The following is a 19,491-nucleotide window of genomic DNA, read 5'->3' as shown; positions in this document are numbered from 1 at the left end:
TCTAATTGATTAGATGAAAAAACCCGCGATGATCGCGGGTTTTTTTATGCAGTTTGTATATGCTTACGGTATTTAAGTGCCAAGCACAGCAAGCACATCAATGCAGCGAAGGTATATGAAATAGCCAGCATCCACCAAAAGCCATGAATTCCCAAGGCATTGAAACCAATATTCATAAATGAAATAGGATGATAGGCAACATACCAACCTCCACCTAAACCAAGTACCAAAACTGCACCTGTAAAAATAAACATGGGCAATACCACTTCTTTCCAGCAGCGCAGCATATTGACACTAATTACCAGAATGGCATCAAAGATATGCATCCAACACACGAGCATCATCAAACTGAATGCCACAGCCAATACCTGCTGATCACCACTAAATAAAGTAATAATCCCACTCTGAAAAATCCATACAAAACTAGCGAGGCAGAATCCAATCGACACAACAACTACAACTGCTTTTTTGCTTAATTGCCATGCTGAATCAATATGTTCTGCGCCAATTTTTGTCGATACCAAAATACTAAAAGCAGACCCCATTGACATCGGCACCATAAACATCAATCCCGTCAAGCCCAGCATAATTTGATGAGAATTTATAACGATGTCCCCCAAGGGTAAAATCAGCAATGCAATCGCACTTATGGCAAATACATCCACAAACGTGACAACACCATTAGGCACACCAATTCTGAGAATTTTGAGCAAGGTAGCCCAATGTAAAAATGTGCCTGACCACTGTATTTGTAATTTCTTCTCTAGAAATACAAAATAATAAACAAATAACAATAACCACTGTGCAACCAAACTTGAAATGAAAGCACCTTGCACACCATAAGCAGCGATATAACCTTCAACACCAAAAATCAGGCAATACCCTAATAACCCCTTGATGATTAAATACAAAATATTGGCATAAAATACACGTTTAGCCTGCCCACAAGTTTGCGTCAGAATATATAGAATACGTAATAAAAGATGTCCTGGAATTACCCATGCCATTAACCACAAACAGGGTGTAATCAGGGCTTGCAGTTCAGCATCAGCTTTTAAAAGATTCAATAAGGGTGTGGCATGGGTAAATAACCAAGCTGCCAAAACAGATAGTGTAAGTACAATCAAAATACTTTGTTTCACAATCTGCTGTATTTCAGAAAAAGCCTGACGCCCATTGGCTTCAGCCAGTTCTTGCATCATGCCTTGCAGAACTCCGACCCCTGAAACAAAACACAATGAATAAATTGAAACACACACAGCCATAGCAGCAACATGCTGGGGTGAAAAATGTGACAGGAAGATCACATCGAATAAACCACCCAGCATAATAATGGCATTACTCAGAAAAATAGGCACCCAAAGATGCAAAAACTGTTTCATTGCAAGATCACTCTATTATTAATTCTTTTCTCGAAATTTATTTTCAAACTGAATTATTTGAGGCTTCGACATACAATGAAAATTACATACAATCCTTGTGCCATAAATCATTATATTTATTATCCTTTATAAAAAAATTACTCACATGCTTTCAATTTTCAGACTATTTACCAGTCCAAAAATTGAAATTCCCTCCTTAAGTTTTTTAATAATGATATAAAAAAGAAAAAATGATAATGACAGGAATAGTATTTCTATTGCATGAAAAGCATACTGATAATACCTTTGCTTTAAACATATAGGATTCTTTAATTAAATAAGAGGAACCAGACATTATGCTCATTTTCAGGAATCAGGTTGCTTAAACATCGCAATAACCTCTTTTTCTGTCATTTTTTTGGTTTGATTATTGAATGAATAAAAAGCTGGCTGATGATCTACATAAATCTCTAAATTGAAATCCAGATCCTCTGGAAGTTGCTCCAAAGTAAATACATTAATATTGGCAAAGGAATGATCTTTGGTCCGCCAGAAAATAAAAGTACCGCAAGCATTGCAAAAACCACGCTCAGCCCATTCAGAAGTGCTCGCGACAGATAAATGCTGCTGATCAATAAAGTGAATATTTTCTATATCAATAGACATGAGAGGCCCACTTGTCTGGCGGCGACACATTGAGCAATGACAGGCGGCCACTTCATGATTTCTAAGCTGCACTTCAAATCGAGTTGCACCGCATAAACATCTCGCTTTCATGATTATTCTTCCTCGGTATTATTATTTTTAATCATTTTACCGGATTCATTATAAGTAAAAGGCTTTGTACATTTCCTTATACAATTTTTTATTGCTGATCGAAGCACCATCTGCCTAAACTTGTCATTCAAATTCAGTATTTAAAATAATAAGGACAAACTATGGATCTCAAGAATCTTTCCGGTTTGCAGATTATGCAAGAGATGCTTAAGAGCAACCTGCCTATGCCTTCTATGGCAACCACCATTCCCATGTCTGCAAACGAAGTCGAACCGGGACAAGTGACCTTTCTTGTAAGAGCTGATGAACGCCATCTGAATCCTATGGGAGGTGTACATGGCGGTTTTGCCGCAACTGTTTTAGATACGGTAACAGGCTGCGCGATTCATACTTTACTTGAAGCCGGTGTCGGTTATGGCACAATTGATCTGAATGTAAAAATGTGCCGTCCAATTCCTCACAACCAAGAGCTAAAAGCGATCGGAAAATCAATTAATCTCAGTAAAAACCTAGGTATTTCCGAAGGTCGAATTCTGGATGACGAAGGTCGTATTTATGCCCATGCCACAGCAACCTGCATGATTTTTCGCAATTCTGATCATTAAGGTGTTTAAGGCTTAAAGTACGCCCCATTTCCCTTGCGGTGCTTTTACCAGTTTTGGTTGGGTCAATGCCCGATATTCGAAATAATGCTTAGAAACATTCGCTACACTCAGTACCTGAGTTTCTTTAGCAGAAGCTTGCCACACTTTAGACTGGTTCGATCCGGTCAGAAGATTACCAGCAAGCGCATAAATATAAAAATCTTTTTGCTGAGTTTCAGGCGTATTTAGGAATATTTCAAAACTAAATTGGCGTTCTTGTTCGACCAGCCACTTTTCTGCAAACCATAATTGCAACAAGTCGCCCAGATACAATTGTTTGGTCGCCAAGGGCCATAAACGGATTTCTGCACCAGCCACAGGGGTAAAGTATTGAGCTGAATCTTGAATAATATCGAGATAATGATCTTGATAAAAAGACAATTGAGAGAAAATTTGAGGGATAGTGAGCGTATTCATTCGCTTTCTCCGGTTTAGCCATTTTTGTGCTGGCAAGTAGGTTTAAATCCACACTGTTTGACCATTTGGTCAAACGACTTTATGTTTTCAATCTAGCAAGTGAAATTTATTCTGACAAGCATTTTTTAAGAATTTAATGCAATCGTTTAAATTAAAATCAGATAAGTGCAATTTGTAATAAATATGACAGTTTTTGCTTGACCCTTGGTAAAATCTCTCTATAATCGCATTCAGATTCTCCCATAGCTCAGTCGGTAGAGCGACGGACTGTTAATCCGCAGGTCCCTGGTTCGAGCCCAGGTGGGAGAGCCAGATTCAAGAAAGCCCGCAGCATTAAAGCGGGCTTTTTTATTGCCTGAAATTTCATTTATAAAATGATTCAATTCTTCTTATCTCATATATATTCTCACCCTGCCCTTTTATTTATCTGGTTAGATTAGCTTATATTTTCGTTTGATCAAATGTGTTGTTATAAGTCGTTATTCTAAAATTGACGACAGCTTTTGCTATCTTGCACTTCAAGTTTTTCCTTCTAATCAAATTATAATATGCTTAGGCTATTTCAAATTCTTTCAATAGATTAATAAGCTAGGCAGAGACTCTTATATTTATAAAAAATCCCCCGATTTGGAGGATCTTTTTTGATGTCTTAATTGAGTAGCTTTTTAAGCTGCTTTTGCAGGCACACCACTATGGAAACGGAACATTTCATCTGGACTGAGAATCAGATTCTTTTCCACTTCCCGAATATGATCAATACGACTCTGAATATCTTCTTGCGGATTTTTCAGTTTTGCAGTTTTGGCTACATCTAAAGCTAAGGCCAAGTAGTCCTCAAAATGACGAGATTCAGATTTTAGTAGATAACGGTAGTAACGCCCTAACTCGTCATCCACCAGCGGTGCAAGCGCATAAAAACGCTCACAAGAACGTGCTTCTACAAAAGCACCTATCACCAGCACATCAATTAATGCTTCTGGTTCATAGGTCCGGATTTCCTTACGCAAACCACCCGCATAACGCCCTGCACTGAGTCCAATCCATTGCTGGCCACGCTTATTCATGAATTCCAGCACCTGCTCATAGTGCAGCATTTCTTCACGTACCAGCTGCGCCAGTTTCACCTGTAAATCTACAAAGAAGCTATAGCGGAACATCAAGTTCATTGCTGTACTGGCTGCTTTCTTCTCACAGTTGGCATGATCCTGCATCAGGATCTCCAGATTCTGTAATGCCTCATCGAGCCAGGCTTTTGGAGTTTCACAACCTAAGAAGCCGATGACAGGCTTCATCAGTTCATCATAATCAATATTTGACATATATTTTTTGCAATCTTAACGCGCAGCTTTAATTGCAGCCTTCATTTGTTGCACAGCTTGCGCCAGACCAACAAAAACTGCATCTGCAATAATCGAGTGACCAATATTTAATTCATGAATTTGAGGAATTGCAGCAATTGGAGTGACATTATCTAGGTTCAGACCATGACCTGCATTGACCACCAGACCTTTAGAAGCCGCATACTCTGCCCCTTTGATAATACGCTCTAGTTCAGCCTGCTGTGCTTCAGGTGTTGCTGCATCGGCATAAGCACCTGTATGCAGCTCAATTGTAGGTGCACCACAAGCCACTGCTGCATCAATCTGGGCAATGTCTGCATCAATAAATAGCGACACATCACAGCCAATTGCAGACAATTCCTGGGTGGCTTTTTTTACATCTTCAAAATGACCAACCACATCCAGACCACCTTCAGTCGTCACTTCCTGACGTTTTTCTGGTACAAAGCAGACATGCTGCGGCTGGATTTCTTTAGCAATCGCCACCATTTCATCAGTTACGGCCATTTCCAGATTCATATGGGTAGTTAATACCGGACGCATACGACGTACATCTTCATCCTGAATATGTCGACGGTCTTCGCGCAAATGCAGGGTAATTCCCTCTGCACCGGCCTGCTCACAGATCAATGCAGCATTGACTGGGTCTGGGTACGTCGTACCACGTGCTTGTCTTAAAGTTGCGACATGGTCAATATTGACACCAAGTAATGCAGCCATAATATTTTCCTAACTACGATTGAGATTGAGAATTTTGGATCCACAATTGTCGACTTTTCAGTGGTCGGTCACCAAGCAAAGCAGTGATCACCTGTCGATATAGCTTCGTCAGTAATTGTAACTGTTCTGGATTAAAATCCCTACCATTTTCATAGTGCTGCATTGTTAAAATCTGCTGGCCTGACATGGTTGAGCGCAGGGCCTTGGCCGAAGGCATAAAACCTTCATTCAACTGAAAATAGTAATGTTGCAAGGGATTGATTTGTGCCTGATTGGCATCGACTGAAAAATCCAGTTCATAGCCAAGTTCTTCTAATAAGATATGTTCAAACTGGCGCAGAACCTGTTTTAAATAAGTATTGGGATTTTCCTGATCGGAGAGTTTTTGCAAGGCGGTCAACGTTTCGCCATATTTGGCAAAGGTCAGCGGCATTTGCACTTCAAGCGGACATAAACGCAACAGGATTTCATTCAGATAAAAGCCAGAAAAGAAGGCATCACCGAAAAAAAAGATCGGCTGATTAACAATTTCTAATTTGGTGAAGTTTTTCAGTTCAGATTTGCCCGAAGTCAGCAGGCTGATGGGTTGATATTGTGGTGGAGGATTTTGTCTCAGTATCCCGTCGATACGGCCATACTCTTGGGTAAATAAATGCACAATATGACTGCGATCGCGATATTTACGATGATGAATCAAGTATCCATGCAGCACTTCATTACGCATAGGCCGCTTCTTTAATCTTTATTCTTTTTTGATTTTTTCTCGTCTTCTTCGTCATCCCCATCAGGAATGGCGGCACCCACAACAGCTGCGGTCCCTTTGACCGCGTACTTTGTGGTTTTATAGGCAACTTTGACAGGAACGGTCACTACTTTATGAATACAGCCTTGCAAGAATAAAACACATGCAATGACTGCCAGAAATTTCATCATGATCCGTTCCCGTCCAATTTAAATGTCGCTATAACCTAGACTTTTCAGTGCTCGCTCATCATCAGACCAGCCGCCTTTGACTTTCACCCAAAGCGTTAGCATGATTTTCTGCTCGAACATTTTTTCCATGTCGACACGTGCATCCATGCCGATTTTTTTCAGCTTGGAACCTTTTTCACCAATCACAATGGCTTTCTGGCCAGCACGATCAACGAAAATGGTGGCATCAATATAAGTACATGCCGGCTTCATACGGCCTGTTTTTTCGTTCAGGGTCGGCTCTTCAGTTTTGAAAGATTCAATCTGCACAGTTAAATCGTATGGCAGTTCTTCACCTAACTGACGCATGATCTTTTCACGGATAATTTCAGAGGCTAGGAAACGTTCTGAACGATCGGTAAGCTGATCCAGTGAATACAGTGGTGGCTGGAATGGCAGATACTTAGCAATCGTATCGCGTAAGTGTTCGAGGTTTGCACCACGGAGTGCAGACACCGGTACGATTTCAGCAAAGTTCATCAGTTTGGCACGTTCACGAATCAGCGGTAAGGCCTCATTCTTGTTCTCGAACGTGTCCAGCTTGTTGATCACTAGAATCACTGGCATATCCGCATTTTTTAATTTCTCCAGAACAAGCTCATCGTTCTGGGTCCATTTCTGTGCGTCAACGACAAACAGCACCAGATTCACATCACGCAATGCAGAGTGCGCAGCACGGTTCATCATTTTATTGATGGCACGCACTTCTTTCTTATGCATCCCCGGTGTATCAACAAATACCGCCTGAGACTTTTCACGTGAATCAATCCCTACGATTTTATGACGTGTGGTTTGTGGCTTACGTGAAGTAATTGAAAGTTTCTGGCCCAGTAAGTGGTTCATCAAGGTTGATTTACCCACGTTTGGACGTCCGACAATCGCTACGAAACCGCTACGATAATCAGAAGGAATTTCAGTACCCTGTGCACTGAAAAATTGACTAATCAAGTCATTGCTGTCGCTTTGCGACTCGTGATCAGCATCAATGTGATCGGAATGAGTAGTCATTAAGACTTATGCTCCAAATGTTTTAAAATATCTGCCGCAACCGCCTGTTCAGCGAATCGTCGGCTTGAACCTTCACCGGCCATGACCGGCAAGCCTTCTACCTGGCATTCCACTTTGAAATGCTGGTTCGGGGCATCACCCTGAATATCTACAACCTCGTAAACTGGGAGAGGTTTTTTACGTGCTTGTAAATATTCCTGTAGGCGTGATTTAGGGTCTTTCAGCTGGTCAGTTGGTTCTATATTGTCTAAATACGGCTCGTACCATTTTAGCACAATCGCCTGTAGTACAGTGAGATCACCGCAATCCACATAGATCGCACCAATGATGGCTTCGACCGTATCCGCAAGTATAGACTCACGATGATGCCCCCCCGATTTCAGCTCACCCGTACTGAGAATCAGGTTCTGACTCAATTTTAGATCATTGGCAATTTTCCCTAACGCTTCCTGTCGGACAAGGGTCGCACGCATACGCGTCAGACGGCCCTCATTTTCCTGTGGATAAGCAGTAAAGAGATAATTGGCTATGATCATCCCTAAAAGAGAATCGCCTAGAAATTCTAGGCGTTCATAGTTGTGTTTATGACTAACTGAACGATGGGTCAGTGCCAGTTTTAACAGATCAGCTTGTTTAAACTGATAGCCGATCCGTTTGGCAAGACGCTCATCATTTAGTTTTGACTGTGCTTTGATCAAAATCTTTCTCAAACTTCATCACTAAATCGATATTCATTATAAAATTCTTGCGAATTTCATAATTCTTGTGCACCTGTAAACCATCAGTGTTGGTTACTTTGGCAATTTCATCAAACTTCAGATCGCGAATATTGTTCATTTCTAAACGCTGCCCCATCTGTTGACGAAATTTTTCTGGCGCAATATTTGCCGGAGAACTCTTTAAAAGTTCCTCAATCTGATTGTCCACCATACGATCATCAAAGTATGGCCCCCAAACTGCAATCGCCACTTTGGCAAGAAAAGCAAACCCCACGATTGCAAACAAAATTCCAATATACGAAGCACCTTGTTGATGTTTCATTTTTTATTTTCCTGACTGAAATAATTAATCGATTATTCCGTTTCGACTAAACGATGGCAGTTTAAAGCCAGGTTCTTTATGCATCCAGATATAGAATGCGCGACCTGTTAAGTTTTCTTCCGGAACAAAGCCCCAGAAACGACTGTCAGCACTTTGATCGCGATTATCCCCCATCGCAAAGTAATGACCTTCTGGAACTTTCACTTCCCAATATAAACCATTTTCAGTTGAAAACTTACCATTTTCTATATAGTTAAGGAATGGAGCCTGACGAGCTACATTGACTCCTTCCAGCTCACGCATAGTGAAAGTATGTTCGCCAATGGTTTCTTTATGATAAATCGAATTTGGCGTATCCAGGCGATCTTTTTCACGACTGAATTCTACTGGAACTTTTGCTACTTTCTCACCATTAATGGTTAACTGACCATGATCATAAACAATATGATCACCTGGCAAACCAATTACACGTTTAATATAGCTAATCGTTGGTTGTGGCGGATAACGGAAGACCACGACATCGCCACGTTCCGGACTACCTGTATCCAGAATTTTTGTATTTACAATCGGTAATTTCACACCATAGTCAAATTTATTGACCAGGATAAAATCACCGGTTTCCAGTGTTGGAACCATAGAATCTGATGGAATATTGAAAGGTTCGTACAGGAAAGAACGCAATACTAAAACGACGGCCAAAACCGGCCAGAAATCATAAGCCCAAGTAATAATGAAGTTTTCATTGCCCTTGCCTTTGGTCTGTCGTTGTTTCAGAACAAATTTATCCAGCAACCAGACCGCGACGAAAAATAAGGTCGCAGGAACAAGAATCAAATTAAAATCAAAATCCATGGGCTTATTATCCTTATAGTATTAGCGTTCGACTTTCAGTACAGCTAAGAACGCTTCTTGTGGAATTTCAACACTACCCACCTGTTTCATACGTTTCTTACCTTCTTTCTGTTTTGCAAGAAGTTTCTTCTTACGTGATACGTCACCACCATAACATTTTGCCAATACGTTTTTACGCATTGCTTTTACAGTAGAACGGGCAATAATTTGCGCACCAATGGCCGCCTGAATTGCCACATCAAACATCTGACGAGGAATCAGGTCTTTCATTTTTTCAACCAGTGCGATCCCACGGTGACGTGCATCCTGACGGTGGCAGATCATTGCGAGTGCATCGACTTTTTCACCATTGATCAGGACATCCACTTTCACCAGTGATGAACTTTCAAAACGCACAAAGTTGTAATCTAGTGACGCAAAACCACGTGAACAAGATTTCAATTTATCAAAGAAATCCATCACCACTTCAGCCATTGGAATTTCAAAAGTAACGGATACCTGATTCGCCATGAACTTCATGTCTTTTTGTACACCACGGCGCTCAATACATAGGGTCATAACATTACCCAGGTATTCCTGTGGTACCAGGATATGACACTCTGCAATTGGTTCACGCAGGTCTTCAACAGTTGAGCCATCTGGCATTTTTGATGGGCTGTCGATGTAAATGGTATTACCATTCTTCATCACTGCTTCATAAATTACCGTTGGTGCTGAAGAGATCAAATCCAGATCGTATTCACGTTCTAGACGCTCCTGTACGATCTCCATGTGCAGCATACCTAAGAAGCCACAACGGAAACCGAAGCCTAGAGCATCAGAACTTTCTGGTTCAAAGAACAGCGCAGAGTCATTGATTTGCAGTTTATGCAATGCTTCACGGAAAGGTTCAAAATCACTGGAATCGATTGGGAACAGGCCCGCATATACCTGTGGTTTTACTTTTTTGAAACCAGGTAGTGTTGGAACTTCTGGAGTAGTTGCCAGTGTAATGGTATCACCCACTGGTGCGCCAAAAATGTCTTTAATACCGGCAATCACGAAACCAACTTCACCCGCTTCAAGGATATCGGTTTCAGTATGCTTCGGATTGAAAATACCGACTGAAGTGATGATATGTGTCTGACCAGTCGATTTCACCAGCATCTTGTCGCCCTTGCGAACACGACCCTGTTTCACACGAACCAGAGATACTACACCCAGGTAGTTATCGAACCATGAGTCAATAATCAACGCTTGCAGCGGTGCATCACGTTCACCTGTTGGTGCAGGAATGACATTCACCAGCGTTTCAAGTACACCTTCAATACCTAGGCCAGTTTTTGCTGAACAGGTCGGTGCTTCAGTCGCTTCAATCCCGATAATATCTTCAATTTCCTGAATTACACGTTCGGGTTCAGCTTGTGGCAAGTCAATCTTGTTCAGTACTGGTAAAACTTCCAGACCCTGCTCAATCGCGGTATAGCAGTTTGCAACAGACTGCGCTTCTACCCCTTGCGCTGCATCTACAACGAGAAGTGCACCTTCACAGGCCGCCAAAGAACGTGAAACTTCATAAGAGAAATCCACGTGTCCCGGGGTATCAATGAAGTTCAACTGATACTCTTGGCCATTGGGATGGGTATAGTACAAGGTGACCGAAGTCGCTTTGATGGTAATCCCACGTTCGCGTTCAAGTTCCATAGAATCAAGAACTTGAGCCTGCATTTCACGATCCTGCAAACCACCACAAGTTTGAATAAAACGATCTGCCAGAGTCGATTTACCGTGGTCAATATGCGCAATAATCGAGAAGTTACGAATGTTTTTAATATCAACAGATTTTTTAGCTTGCGCCATGGGCTACCTTGAGAAAAAAACGCGCTATGCAATTTAAAAAGTCATTGCATAACAAAAGCCGAATAGAAATTGCCGAGGATTATAGCAGAATGGAGATACAGAAAAAGAATTATCTTTCTTCTCTCTCGCCTATCTTAAATACGTAACCGCTTTATGTTTTATTTTCTTTTCCTCAGCTTTTTTTCAAGAAAACAGCTTGTTAAATGGGTTGCCTCCTATTTGGTAGCTACTCTCTATTCAATCTCGATATCATCACCTTATTAGATTGATTCTTCTCTTATCGCCTTTGCTTCTTCACTCAAATATAAAGTAGAAAAATCATAAGGGTTAATACTGTCTGAGAGAGGCTGATAAGCTTGGGTAAAACTTGGCGACATACGCTTCGGACGACCCGACGCAATTTCGATACAGGCCCACTGCGTGCTACCGGTAAATAGGACATTCTGATCCTTTGGACGATAAAAAGCATACTGTCTGAATGAATACAAGGCATTCAGATCACTTAACCAGGTTCGTAGAATCAGCTCATCCCCTTCAAATGCTGCCTTGCGATACTGGACATGATGTTCAACTGCAACCATGGCATGTTTAAGTTGTAGATACTCATTTAAACCGAGTCCTAATTGCTCGATATGGGCCGAGGCCACATCCTGCATCCACTGCACATAAACTACGTTATTTACATGTCCTAAACGATCAATATGTTCAGGTTGTACCTTTAAAACTTGGTCAAAAATACCGGTCACTTTTCTCTAATCCTTTATCGCAATTTTTTCTATGTACAGAGTCTACAGAAATTATGCCTCGGGTAAATTGCGAAAAATAAAAAACCGCCTATACAAGCGGTCTTTTATTGAAGATTCATTTATTTTATGAAATGCGCATCCCGACAATGGCACGTTGACCCTGACGAATCAGACCGACACGGGCAACACTGCCTTTTTTCAGATCTGCCACAGCTTCCACAAACTGGTTACTGTTCAAGATTGCTTTACCATTGATTTGAGTCACGACATCATTTGGCATAATCCGTGCCTGAGCTGCGATCCCGTCTCTACGAACGTCCTGAATCACTACCCCGCCTTTAATCTCTAAACGTTCTTTTTCAGCCGGGCTTAATTCACGAATAGTAACGCCTAATACCGGACCTTTATTTGGCTGAGCCTGGTTGCCTGCTTTGGCTGGCGTTTCATCTGGCGCAGTCGTAAGTGTTGCATTGATATTACGACGTTTATCATCACGTAATACTTCTAACTGAATCTGCTGTTTAGGCGCAGAACGGTTTAAATAGTTCAGCAACTGGCTAGTGCGTGAAATATCAGTACCATTGTATTTTAAAATCACATCACCGGCTTGCAGACCCGCTTTAGCCGCTGGCGAGTTTGGTGCCACCTGAGTAATTAAAGAACCTTCCGGCTTAGATAATTTATAAGATTCAGCCAAAGTACGGTCGATATCTTGCAGGCTTACACCCAGATAAGAACGAGTCACCTTACCATCGCGTTTCAGCTGGTCAGCGACTTCCATAGCAACATCAATCGGAATCGAAAATGACAGCCCCATATAACCGCCAGTACCACTGAAGATTCGTGAGTTCACCCCAACCACTTCACCGCGCTGGTTAAATAGTGGTCCACCCGAGTTCCCCGGGTTAAGGGCAACGTCAGTTTGAATAAATGGTACGGCTGTTTCGCCCATCATATTACGCATCTTGGCACTGACAATCCCGGCAGAAGCGGAGTAGTCAAAACCAAAAGGTGAACCGATTGCTAATACGGGTTCACCTACACGTAATTTATCGACATCACCAGTACGCAGTTCCGGGAAACCTGAACCATTGACTTTCAACAAAGCGACGTCGGTACGCTCGTCGCTTCCCACGACTGTCGCATCAATTTCCCGACGATCATTCAAGGTAATTGTCACTTTAGACGCATCTTCAACTACGTGGTGGTTGGTCAGCAGATAGCCATCCTTACTAATGAAGAAGGCACTCCCATATCCGGTTTTTTCCTGCGGTACACGTGGCTGCGGAATAATCACCTGATTACCAAAGAAACGGCGTAAAATTTCAGGAACCTGTTGTTGCAAGAGCTCTTCTTCGCTCATTTTCTTGACAACACTCACACTGACAACTGCCGGACTGACCTGATCAACCAGGTTAGAAAAATCGACGGGTGTTACTGCCTGTAACTGAGCAGCACTCATGGTAACAGTCGCTGCAAATAATCCTTTTTTTAAATCCAGAATTTTCATATAAATTATTCACCCAAATTGTTGATAAATTTATGTAAATAGGTTTTATCACAAACTTCATATATTTTAAGTAACAATATGTTCGAAAGCTTGAATGTTGGCAACCTTTAATTTTTCTAAAGCATTAAGTTAAAGCTTTTATTAATTTTTTTCATCAATAAATGAGCACTTAAACGCTTGCCTTTTGTACAAAAAAGCGCTCTGATTAACGGACTTTTTTCAATTAGCTGATGGACATGTCTAATTTTCCCCTTACCCATCATTTTGACGTGATCATTGTGGGCAGTGGTGGTGCCGGTCTTAGTCTAGCACTTTCTTTGCCTGAACATTTTAATATTGCAGTTCTTGCCAAATCCACCCTGACCGATGCCAGTACCTATTATGCACAAGGCGGCGTTGCAGCCGTACTGGATGAGACAGACTCGATTGAACAGCATATTGATGACACCATGATTGCAGGTGTACATCTGTGTGAAATGGATGCGGTGAAGCAGACAGTTGAAGGTGGTAAGCCTTCGGTGGATTTTCTGCTGAAACACGGCGTCCAATTTACCTTGGATGAGCAGGAACAATTACATTTGACCCGTGAAGGCGGCCATTCACAGCGCCGAATCATTCACGCAGCTGATGCGACTGGGCGTGCCATTTCTACCACGTTGGTACAGCGCGCTCAGGAAAAAGAAAATATTACCATCTTTGAAAATTACATTGCGATCGACCTGATCTGCTCACAAAAACTGGGCTTAGATGGTGAAAATCGCGCTTTAGGTTTATATGCACTCAATGAAGCAAGTGCACAAGTCCACACTTTCTTAGCTCCATTTACTGCTCTGGCTTGTGGCGGTGCGATGAAAGCCTATCTTTATACCTCGAACCCTGATATCGCGACCGGTGATGGGATTGCGATGGCTTATCGTGCCGGTTGCCGGGTTGCCAATATGGAATTCAACCAGTTCCATCCGACCTGTTTATATCATCCACAAGCCCGTTCATTCCTGATTACAGAAGCTATGCGTGGTGAAGGCGCCTATTTACGCCTTCCTGATGGTGAGCGCTTTATGCTGCGCTTTGATGAGCGAGCAGAACTGGCACCACGTGATATTGTGGCGCGTGCAATTGACTATGAGATTAAACGTCTGGGCATTCGTCATGTCTGGCTGGACATTACCCATAAAGATGAAGGCTTCATCAAGGAACATTTCCCGACCCTGTATGCACGTCTGCTAGAGCTTGGCATCGACATCACCAAGGAAATGATTCCTGTGGTTCCTGCTGCGCATTATACCTGTGGTGGTGTGGTCGTAGATGAAAATAGCCAGACTGATATTGTCGGACTCTATGCCATTGGTGAAACGTCCTATACTGGCTTACATGGTGCTAACCGCATGGCCAGCAACTCACTTTTAGAATGTTTTGTATATGGCATGAGTGCTGCCAAACATATTCAGGAAAATTTCAAGGCAGATCAAGCTATCCCTGAAGTACCAGAATGGGATGATTCTCAGGTGACCAATCCTGATGAAGATGTAGTTATTCTGCAAAACTGGGACGAGCTGCGTCAGACCATGTGGAACTATGTGGGTATCGTCCGCACGACTAAACGTCTAGAACGTGCCCTGCACCGGATTGAGATGTTAAAGAAAGAAATTACCGAATACTATCAGGATTATCAGGTGAGCAAAAACTTGATCGAGCTGCGTAATCTGGTACTCGTTTCAGAGATGATTGTGCGTTGTGCCATGCAACGTAAAGAATCCCGTGGCCTGCATTTCACCCTAGATTATCCAGAATTGCTGCCTGAACTACGTAAAACTGTACTAATTCCACCAAGTTTTGAAGTAGAAACTCCTTTGGTGAATGCTTAAAGATATAAATAAGGCAGATCATATTTTTAAATGTTATCTGCCTTTTCTTTGGCTGTGATTTTTTTAAGTTTTTAGAATAATCAGGTTATTTAAATAAAGCATATGATTTGTATGAGTTAATCAGCATTTTAAGGAGTGTATGGGTTCTTTACGTGGTGGAACCGAATAGGTCGCTGTCACATGGGCAACCGGCTCTTCCTGATCAATCGAATAAATCCAGACTTCTCCCACAATAAGCGCCTTCCCCACTTTCATCAATTTACTTTCCCCTCGCAGATCGACCCCGCCTGAAGGCTTACGCAGAAAATTGATATTTAAGTTCGTTGTCACTGCCAGACCAACCAGTCCAATCTCACCGAGAATGGCAATATATAAAGCCAGATCGGCCAAGGTCATCATGGTGGGCCCAGATACCGTGCCGCCGGGGCGCAGTTCCTGTTCACTGACTCGATACAGTATGGTTGCACCCTGAGGCACTACAGCTTCGATCTGACACTTTTCCAGGCTCTGCGGAAATTCCTGCTGTAAAAACTGGATGATTTCTTCTCTTGTACTTTTCATCATGTCTTATCTTCCTGATTTATTCCAATATAGAAGATTCTTCCTTGAAATAACTAGAGAAAAGTATGCCAAAAATATCTTTAGAATAAAATTATTTTAAATAAGACAGCGCCTGTTCAAACACCTGATCCGGTGTTTGAGTTGCATCCAGACATTTAATCCGCTCTGGATGACGCTGGCATAGTGTTGCATATCCAGCGCGAACTTTCTCAAAGAAAGTAACTTTCTCTTGCTCAAACCGATCCAGCGCACCTCGGGCACGAGCGCGATTCATACCCAGTTCAATCGGTGCATCCAGCCAGAACGTAATATCTGGCATACGTTCCACAAAATTTTGATTTAACAGATTCAGCTTGTCTTCACTGAGTCCACGTCCTGCACATTGATAGGCAAAACTGGCATCACTGAAGCGATCACATAAGACAATTTTTCCAGCATTTAAAGCGGGTAAAATCACTTGTGCCAGATGCTGGGCACGTGCCGCATACATCAGCAATAACTCTGTATCATGGCACATCGCTTCTTCGTGGTTTACGGCCAATAACAGCGAACGAATCTGTTCTGCCATTGGTGTGCCACCCGGCTCGCGGGTCAACACGACCTCTTTACCTTGAGCAATAAAATCATCATAGATACGACGAATGAGTGTGGTTTTCCCTACACCCTCAGTGCCTTCAAAGCTGATAAACATGCTCATTCCTTATTTTTTGAACGTAAAACAGAAAGATACTCTTGCACTGCTCTATTGTGGTCTTGCAGACTGCTGCTGAATTTATGCCCACCATTACCCGTTGCAACAAAATAAATATTTTGTGAATTGTCCGGATGCATCGCTGCTTCAATGGCTTTCTTGCTTGGCAAGGCAATCGGTGTCGGTGGTAAGCCAGCCATGGTATAGGTGTTATAGGGTGTTGGAGTGCGTAAATCCTGACGAGTAATATTACCTTTGTAATTCTCACCCATACCATAAATCACGGTTGGATCTGTCTGTAGACGCATGCCAATTTTCAAACGGCGCACAAATACGCCAGACACCTGTTGTAACTCGCTATCCAGACTGGTTTCTTTTTCAATGATCGATGCCATGATCAGCGCTTCATATTTATTCTGATATGGCAGATCTGAAGCACGTTTTTCCCAAGCCTGATCCAGAGACTTCATCTGGCGCTGATAAAGATCGGTTAGGATCTTGCGATCCGTTTCACCTTTGGCAAAGAAATAGGTATCCGGAGCAAACAGACCTTCAGGATGATTGAATGGAATATTAAGTTCTTTGAGCAATTGATCGGTTGGCAAATTCACCACTTCTTTAGTCACCAGATCATCTTTCTTTAAGGCATCAATCAGCTGTTTAAAGGTCGTGCCTTCGATGACCAGAATCCGGTTCATCTGAGCATTTTCTGCATTGGAAATCATGTCCAGCACTGCACGGATACTCATACCTTGAGGAATTTCATAAACCCCTGCCTTCATGGTGTCATGAATCATGATGCGCTGATACAGCTTTAAAATAATCGGAAAGCTGACATAATTTTCTTTGGCCAGCCGATCAATAAATCCAGAATAGGTTTCACCGTTACTAATTGCCAGTAACTGTTTTTGACCTTCTACAGGATAATCTTTCCATAGGCTAGCTTTCAGGATCAACCCTAGAACCAAGAGTATCCCGATTAGAAATAAAACTATCCCTTTCATGAAACCAGGGCGTTTGGCATTATTTTTCTTTTTGGTTTTAGACTTGGAAGCTGACATATTAATAAGGCATCTGATTCAATCGAAGACGGTTAAAAAGTTCAATACAAGCATCTACATTTAAAGCACGCTGCTCAAATTGAGTGGCAATTTTCATCGGACTGAGCGCATTGCAGAAAAACAGACTGTCGATATGGGGAATTTCATCCATTTCCACATCACGCTGCTGACAGATAATGCCCTGATCCTGCATACGTTGCAAAATTTCTGCACGCATCACACCGAAGACGCCATTATAACGAAGTTCTGGTGTAATCCATGTATTGTTTATACGAATGAAGCAATTACTGCTCACCCCTTCAACAATTGTACCCTGCACATCAGTTACCAGTGCTTCCGGCCAGCCATGCTGATCCGCTTCCTGTTTAAGCAACACCTGTTCCAGACGGTTTAAGGTTTTCAGCCCCACCAGATTTGGCATATTGAGACCAATAGCCTGTTGCAATACACCTGTCTGAATCTGCTCATAACTGAAGTCCTGTACAGTTTTCGGATAATAGAACACCCAAAGATCTGCCGGATGGTCTGGCAGGCTATAACCACGCTGTCCTATACCACGACTCAGTACAATCTTTAAGGTGCCGTTCAGTTCAGCTTCTGATTTTAATAACGCTTGCAAACTTTTTTCAATCAGGTCCAGATCAGCCTGCAAACTTAATTTTTGCTGGCTCATTCTTAAACGGGCTAGATGACGGTCTGCTAACTCGATCCGGTTTCGACGGATGCGCGCAGTAGTAAAGCAACCATCACCATAATGAAAGGCACGATCCAGCACATCTATATCTTTGACGGGTTGAGCATTTTTTAAATACAGCATGCTTTTAAGGCCTCTCTGGTGACGGATAGAGCGATGAAATATAAGCTCTGTCTATATATCTGTTTTACTCACATAAAATTCGTTTTTAATTATTTTTTATGCAAAAAATCTCCAGCTATTCTTGCCCCATCCAACAAAACAAAGAAACATTTGAGGCAAATATGAACATCCGTAAATTAAAAATTGGGGTATTGGCAGCACTTATTTCAGCAACCGCTTTTAGCGTATCTGCAAAAGACTTCCTGAACGTGTCTTATGACCCAACTCGCGAATTGTACGATAACTTTAATAAAGAATTCAGTGCTTACTGGAAAAAATCTACTGGTCAGGATGTGAACTTTAAACAGTCACATGGCGGTTCAGGTAAACAGGCACGTGCTGTCATTGATGGTCTGGATGCGGACGTCGTGACTTTGGCCCTAGCTGCAGACATTGATGAAATCGCTGCTCGTGGCCTGCTACCTAAAGACTGGCAAAAGAAATTCCCACAAAACTCAACACCTTATACCTCAACCATCGTTTTCCTGGTGAAAAAAGGCAACCCTAAAGGCATTAAAGACTGGGGCGATCTGGTGAAACCTGGCGTAGAAATCATTACACCAAACCCGAAAACCTCTGGTGGCGCGCGCTGGAACTATTTAGCAGCTTGGGCTTGGGCGAAACATCAGCCAGGCGGCAATGATACTAAAGCTCAAGACTTTGTTCGCCAGATCTACAAACAAACTAAAGTACTCGACTCAGGTGCACGTGGTTCAACCACCACTTTTGCTGAACGTGGTATCGGTGATGTATTGCTGGCTTGGGAAAATGAAGCACATCTGGCGATTCGTGAACAGCCTGGCAAGTTTGAAATCATCACCCCTTCTTTGTCGATTCTGGCTGAGCCACCAGTGGCAATCGTTGAAAAGAATGCTAAAAAAGATGGCAATGAAAATCTGGCTAAAGCTTATTTGAACTACCTGTACTCACCTGCAGGTCAAACGGTTGCTGCAAAGAATTTCTACCGCCCACGTAATGCGGCAGTATTAAAACAATACAGCAATATCTTTAAATCGCTGAAGCTGGTGACTATTGATAAAGAGTTTGGCGGTTGGGACAAGGTACAGAAAAAACACTTTGCCAATGGCGGTATCTTTGATCAGATCGTAAAGGCAAATAGCACAAAATCGTAATAATAAATGTCTATGCAATGGCCTTATTGAATAAGGCTATTGTTGTTTCAAATACTTATAAAATCTTTTATCTTATATTTTCATATAAAATTCATTT

Annotated in this window: 21 protein-coding genes and 1 tRNA gene; 4 read left to right on the top strand and 18 right to left on the bottom strand. The window is 42.1% G+C overall.

Features of this window, described 5'->3' with window-relative positions:
- Positions 1 to 44: 44 nt before the first annotated feature.
- Together FTV25_RS08120 and FTV25_RS08115 are read right to left on the bottom strand one after the other, a co-directional pair.
- The gene (locus tag FTV25_RS08120) at positions 45 to 1,382 is read right to left on the bottom strand and encodes an MATE family efflux transporter (RefSeq protein WP_180002831.1); all 1,338 of its coding nucleotides are present in this window, start codon (positions 1,380 to 1,382) and stop codon (positions 45 to 47) included.
- Positions 1,383 to 1,727: 345 nt separating this feature from the next.
- Positions 1,728 to 2,138, bottom strand: coding sequence for a GFA family protein (locus FTV25_RS08115; RefSeq protein WP_180002829.1), 411 nt, complete (start codon positions 2,136 to 2,138; stop codon positions 1,728 to 1,730).
- 161 nt (positions 2,139 to 2,299) lie between these two features.
- Here FTV25_RS08115 and FTV25_RS08110 point away from each other — a divergent pair, with 161 nt between their 5' ends.
- Positions 2,300 to 2,743: a PaaI family thioesterase gene (locus FTV25_RS08110; RefSeq protein WP_180002827.1), complete on the top strand. Its 444-nt coding sequence runs from the start codon at positions 2,300 to 2,302 to the stop codon at positions 2,741 to 2,743.
- A 12-nt stretch (positions 2,744 to 2,755) separates the two neighbouring features.
- Here the strand turns inward: FTV25_RS08110 and FTV25_RS08105 are convergent, their stop codons facing one another.
- Positions 2,756 to 3,199: a hypothetical protein gene (locus tag FTV25_RS08105; RefSeq protein ID WP_180002825.1), complete on the bottom strand. Its 444-nt coding sequence runs from the start codon at positions 3,197 to 3,199 to the stop codon at positions 2,756 to 2,758.
- A gap of 236 nt (positions 3,200 to 3,435) precedes the next feature.
- Between FTV25_RS08105 and FTV25_RS08100 the strand changes: the two genes are divergently transcribed.
- Positions 3,436 to 3,511, top strand: a tRNA-Asn gene (locus tag FTV25_RS08100).
- 353 nt (positions 3,512 to 3,864) lie between these two features.
- Here FTV25_RS08100 and FTV25_RS08095 read toward each other — a convergent pair.
- The 11 genes from FTV25_RS08095 to FTV25_RS08045 form a co-directional block, all read right to left on the bottom strand.
- A complete protein-coding gene (locus tag FTV25_RS08095; protein WP_180002823.1) occupies positions 3,865 to 4,518 on the bottom strand; it encodes a tRNA-(ms[2]io[6]A)-hydroxylase in 654 nt (217 codons plus the stop codon).
- A gap of 15 nt (positions 4,519 to 4,533) precedes the next feature.
- Positions 4,534 to 5,259, bottom strand: coding sequence for a pyridoxine 5'-phosphate synthase (gene pdxJ / locus FTV25_RS08090; RefSeq protein ID WP_180002821.1), 726 nt, complete (start codon positions 5,257 to 5,259; stop codon positions 4,534 to 4,536).
- A 13-nt stretch (positions 5,260 to 5,272) separates the two neighbouring features.
- Positions 5,273 to 5,983 (bottom strand): DNA repair protein RecO, encoded by a 711-nt coding sequence (locus FTV25_RS08085; RefSeq protein ID WP_180002819.1) that lies wholly within the window; start codon positions 5,981 to 5,983, stop codon positions 5,273 to 5,275.
- An 11-nt stretch (positions 5,984 to 5,994) separates the two neighbouring features.
- Complete coding sequence (locus FTV25_RS08080; protein WP_180002817.1) at positions 5,995 to 6,192, bottom strand: NF038104 family lipoprotein; 198 nt, start codon at positions 6,190 to 6,192, stop codon at positions 5,995 to 5,997.
- Between the two features lie 18 nt (positions 6,193 to 6,210).
- The gene (gene era, locus FTV25_RS08075) at positions 6,211 to 7,239 is read right to left on the bottom strand and encodes a GTPase Era (protein ID WP_004784513.1); all 1,029 of its coding nucleotides are present in this window, start codon (positions 7,237 to 7,239) and stop codon (positions 6,211 to 6,213) included.
- Positions 7,239 to 7,937, bottom strand: coding sequence for a ribonuclease III (rnc, locus tag FTV25_RS08070; RefSeq protein ID WP_004784515.1), 699 nt, complete (start codon positions 7,935 to 7,937; stop codon positions 7,239 to 7,241). Before rnc ends, era begins: the two co-directional genes overlap by 1 nt.
- Entirely contained in the window at positions 7,909 to 8,280 is a 372-nt protein-coding gene (locus FTV25_RS08065) for a DUF4845 domain-containing protein (RefSeq protein ID WP_034171224.1), read from the bottom strand. Before FTV25_RS08065 ends, rnc begins: the two co-directional genes overlap by 29 nt.
- 24 nt (positions 8,281 to 8,304) lie before the next feature.
- The gene (gene lepB / locus FTV25_RS08060; RefSeq protein ID WP_159124070.1) at positions 8,305 to 9,132 is read right to left on the bottom strand and encodes a signal peptidase I; all 828 of its coding nucleotides are present in this window, start codon (positions 9,130 to 9,132) and stop codon (positions 8,305 to 8,307) included.
- A 21-nt stretch (positions 9,133 to 9,153) separates the two neighbouring features.
- A complete protein-coding gene (gene lepA / locus FTV25_RS08055; protein WP_180002815.1) occupies positions 9,154 to 10,971 on the bottom strand; it encodes a translation elongation factor 4 in 1,818 nt (605 codons plus the stop codon).
- 260 nt (positions 10,972 to 11,231) lie between these two features.
- Positions 11,232 to 11,717, bottom strand: a complete 486-nt coding sequence (locus FTV25_RS08050; RefSeq protein ID WP_180002814.1) for a thioesterase family protein — start codon at positions 11,715 to 11,717, stop codon at positions 11,232 to 11,234.
- 124 nt (positions 11,718 to 11,841) lie between these two features.
- Complete coding sequence (locus tag FTV25_RS08045; RefSeq protein ID WP_034171221.1) at positions 11,842 to 13,227, bottom strand: Do family serine endopeptidase; 1,386 nt, start codon at positions 13,225 to 13,227, stop codon at positions 11,842 to 11,844.
- Positions 13,228 to 13,463: 236 nt separating this feature from the next.
- Between FTV25_RS08045 and nadB the strand changes: the two genes are divergently transcribed.
- The gene (gene nadB / locus FTV25_RS08040) at positions 13,464 to 15,092 is read left to right on the top strand and encodes an L-aspartate oxidase (RefSeq protein ID WP_159124067.1); all 1,629 of its coding nucleotides are present in this window, start codon (positions 13,464 to 13,466) and stop codon (positions 15,090 to 15,092) included.
- Between the two features lie 120 nt (positions 15,093 to 15,212).
- Here nadB and FTV25_RS08035 read toward each other — a convergent pair whose 3' ends face one another.
- The 4 genes from FTV25_RS08035 to pabC form a co-directional block, all read right to left on the bottom strand.
- Positions 15,213 to 15,653, bottom strand: coding sequence for a PaaI family thioesterase (locus tag FTV25_RS08035; RefSeq protein ID WP_180002873.1), 441 nt, complete (start codon positions 15,651 to 15,653; stop codon positions 15,213 to 15,215).
- A 91-nt stretch (positions 15,654 to 15,744) separates the two neighbouring features.
- Positions 15,745 to 16,344 carry a dTMP kinase gene (tmk, locus tag FTV25_RS08030; protein WP_125279347.1) on the bottom strand — a complete coding sequence of 200 codons (600 nt, stop codon included), beginning with the start codon at positions 16,342 to 16,344 and terminating at the stop codon, positions 15,745 to 15,747.
- 2 nt (positions 16,345 to 16,346) lie between these two features.
- Positions 16,347 to 17,405: an endolytic transglycosylase MltG gene (gene mltG, locus FTV25_RS08025; protein WP_166138328.1), complete on the bottom strand. Its 1,059-nt coding sequence runs from the start codon at positions 17,403 to 17,405 to the stop codon at positions 16,347 to 16,349.
- Between the two features lies 1 nt (position 17,406).
- On the bottom strand, positions 17,407 to 18,222 hold the full coding sequence (pabC, locus tag FTV25_RS08020) for an aminodeoxychorismate lyase (RefSeq protein ID WP_180002812.1): 816 nt from the start codon (positions 18,220 to 18,222) through the stop codon (positions 17,407 to 17,409).
- Between the two features lie 161 nt (positions 18,223 to 18,383).
- Between pabC and FTV25_RS08015 the strand changes: the two genes are divergently transcribed.
- Positions 18,384 to 19,394 (top strand): sulfate ABC transporter substrate-binding protein, encoded by a 1,011-nt coding sequence (locus FTV25_RS08015; RefSeq protein WP_180002810.1) that lies wholly within the window; start codon positions 18,384 to 18,386, stop codon positions 19,392 to 19,394.
- The last annotated feature ends 97 nt before the right edge of the window (positions 19,395 to 19,491 follow it).

It is taken from the genome of Acinetobacter sp. YH12249 (genome assembly GCF_013417475.1).
Classification (GTDB): domain Bacteria; phylum Pseudomonadota; class Gammaproteobacteria; order Pseudomonadales; family Moraxellaceae; genus Acinetobacter.
The sequence above is the reverse complement of the archived record's forward strand: the minus strand, read 5'-3'. Positions and strand labels throughout refer to the sequence as shown.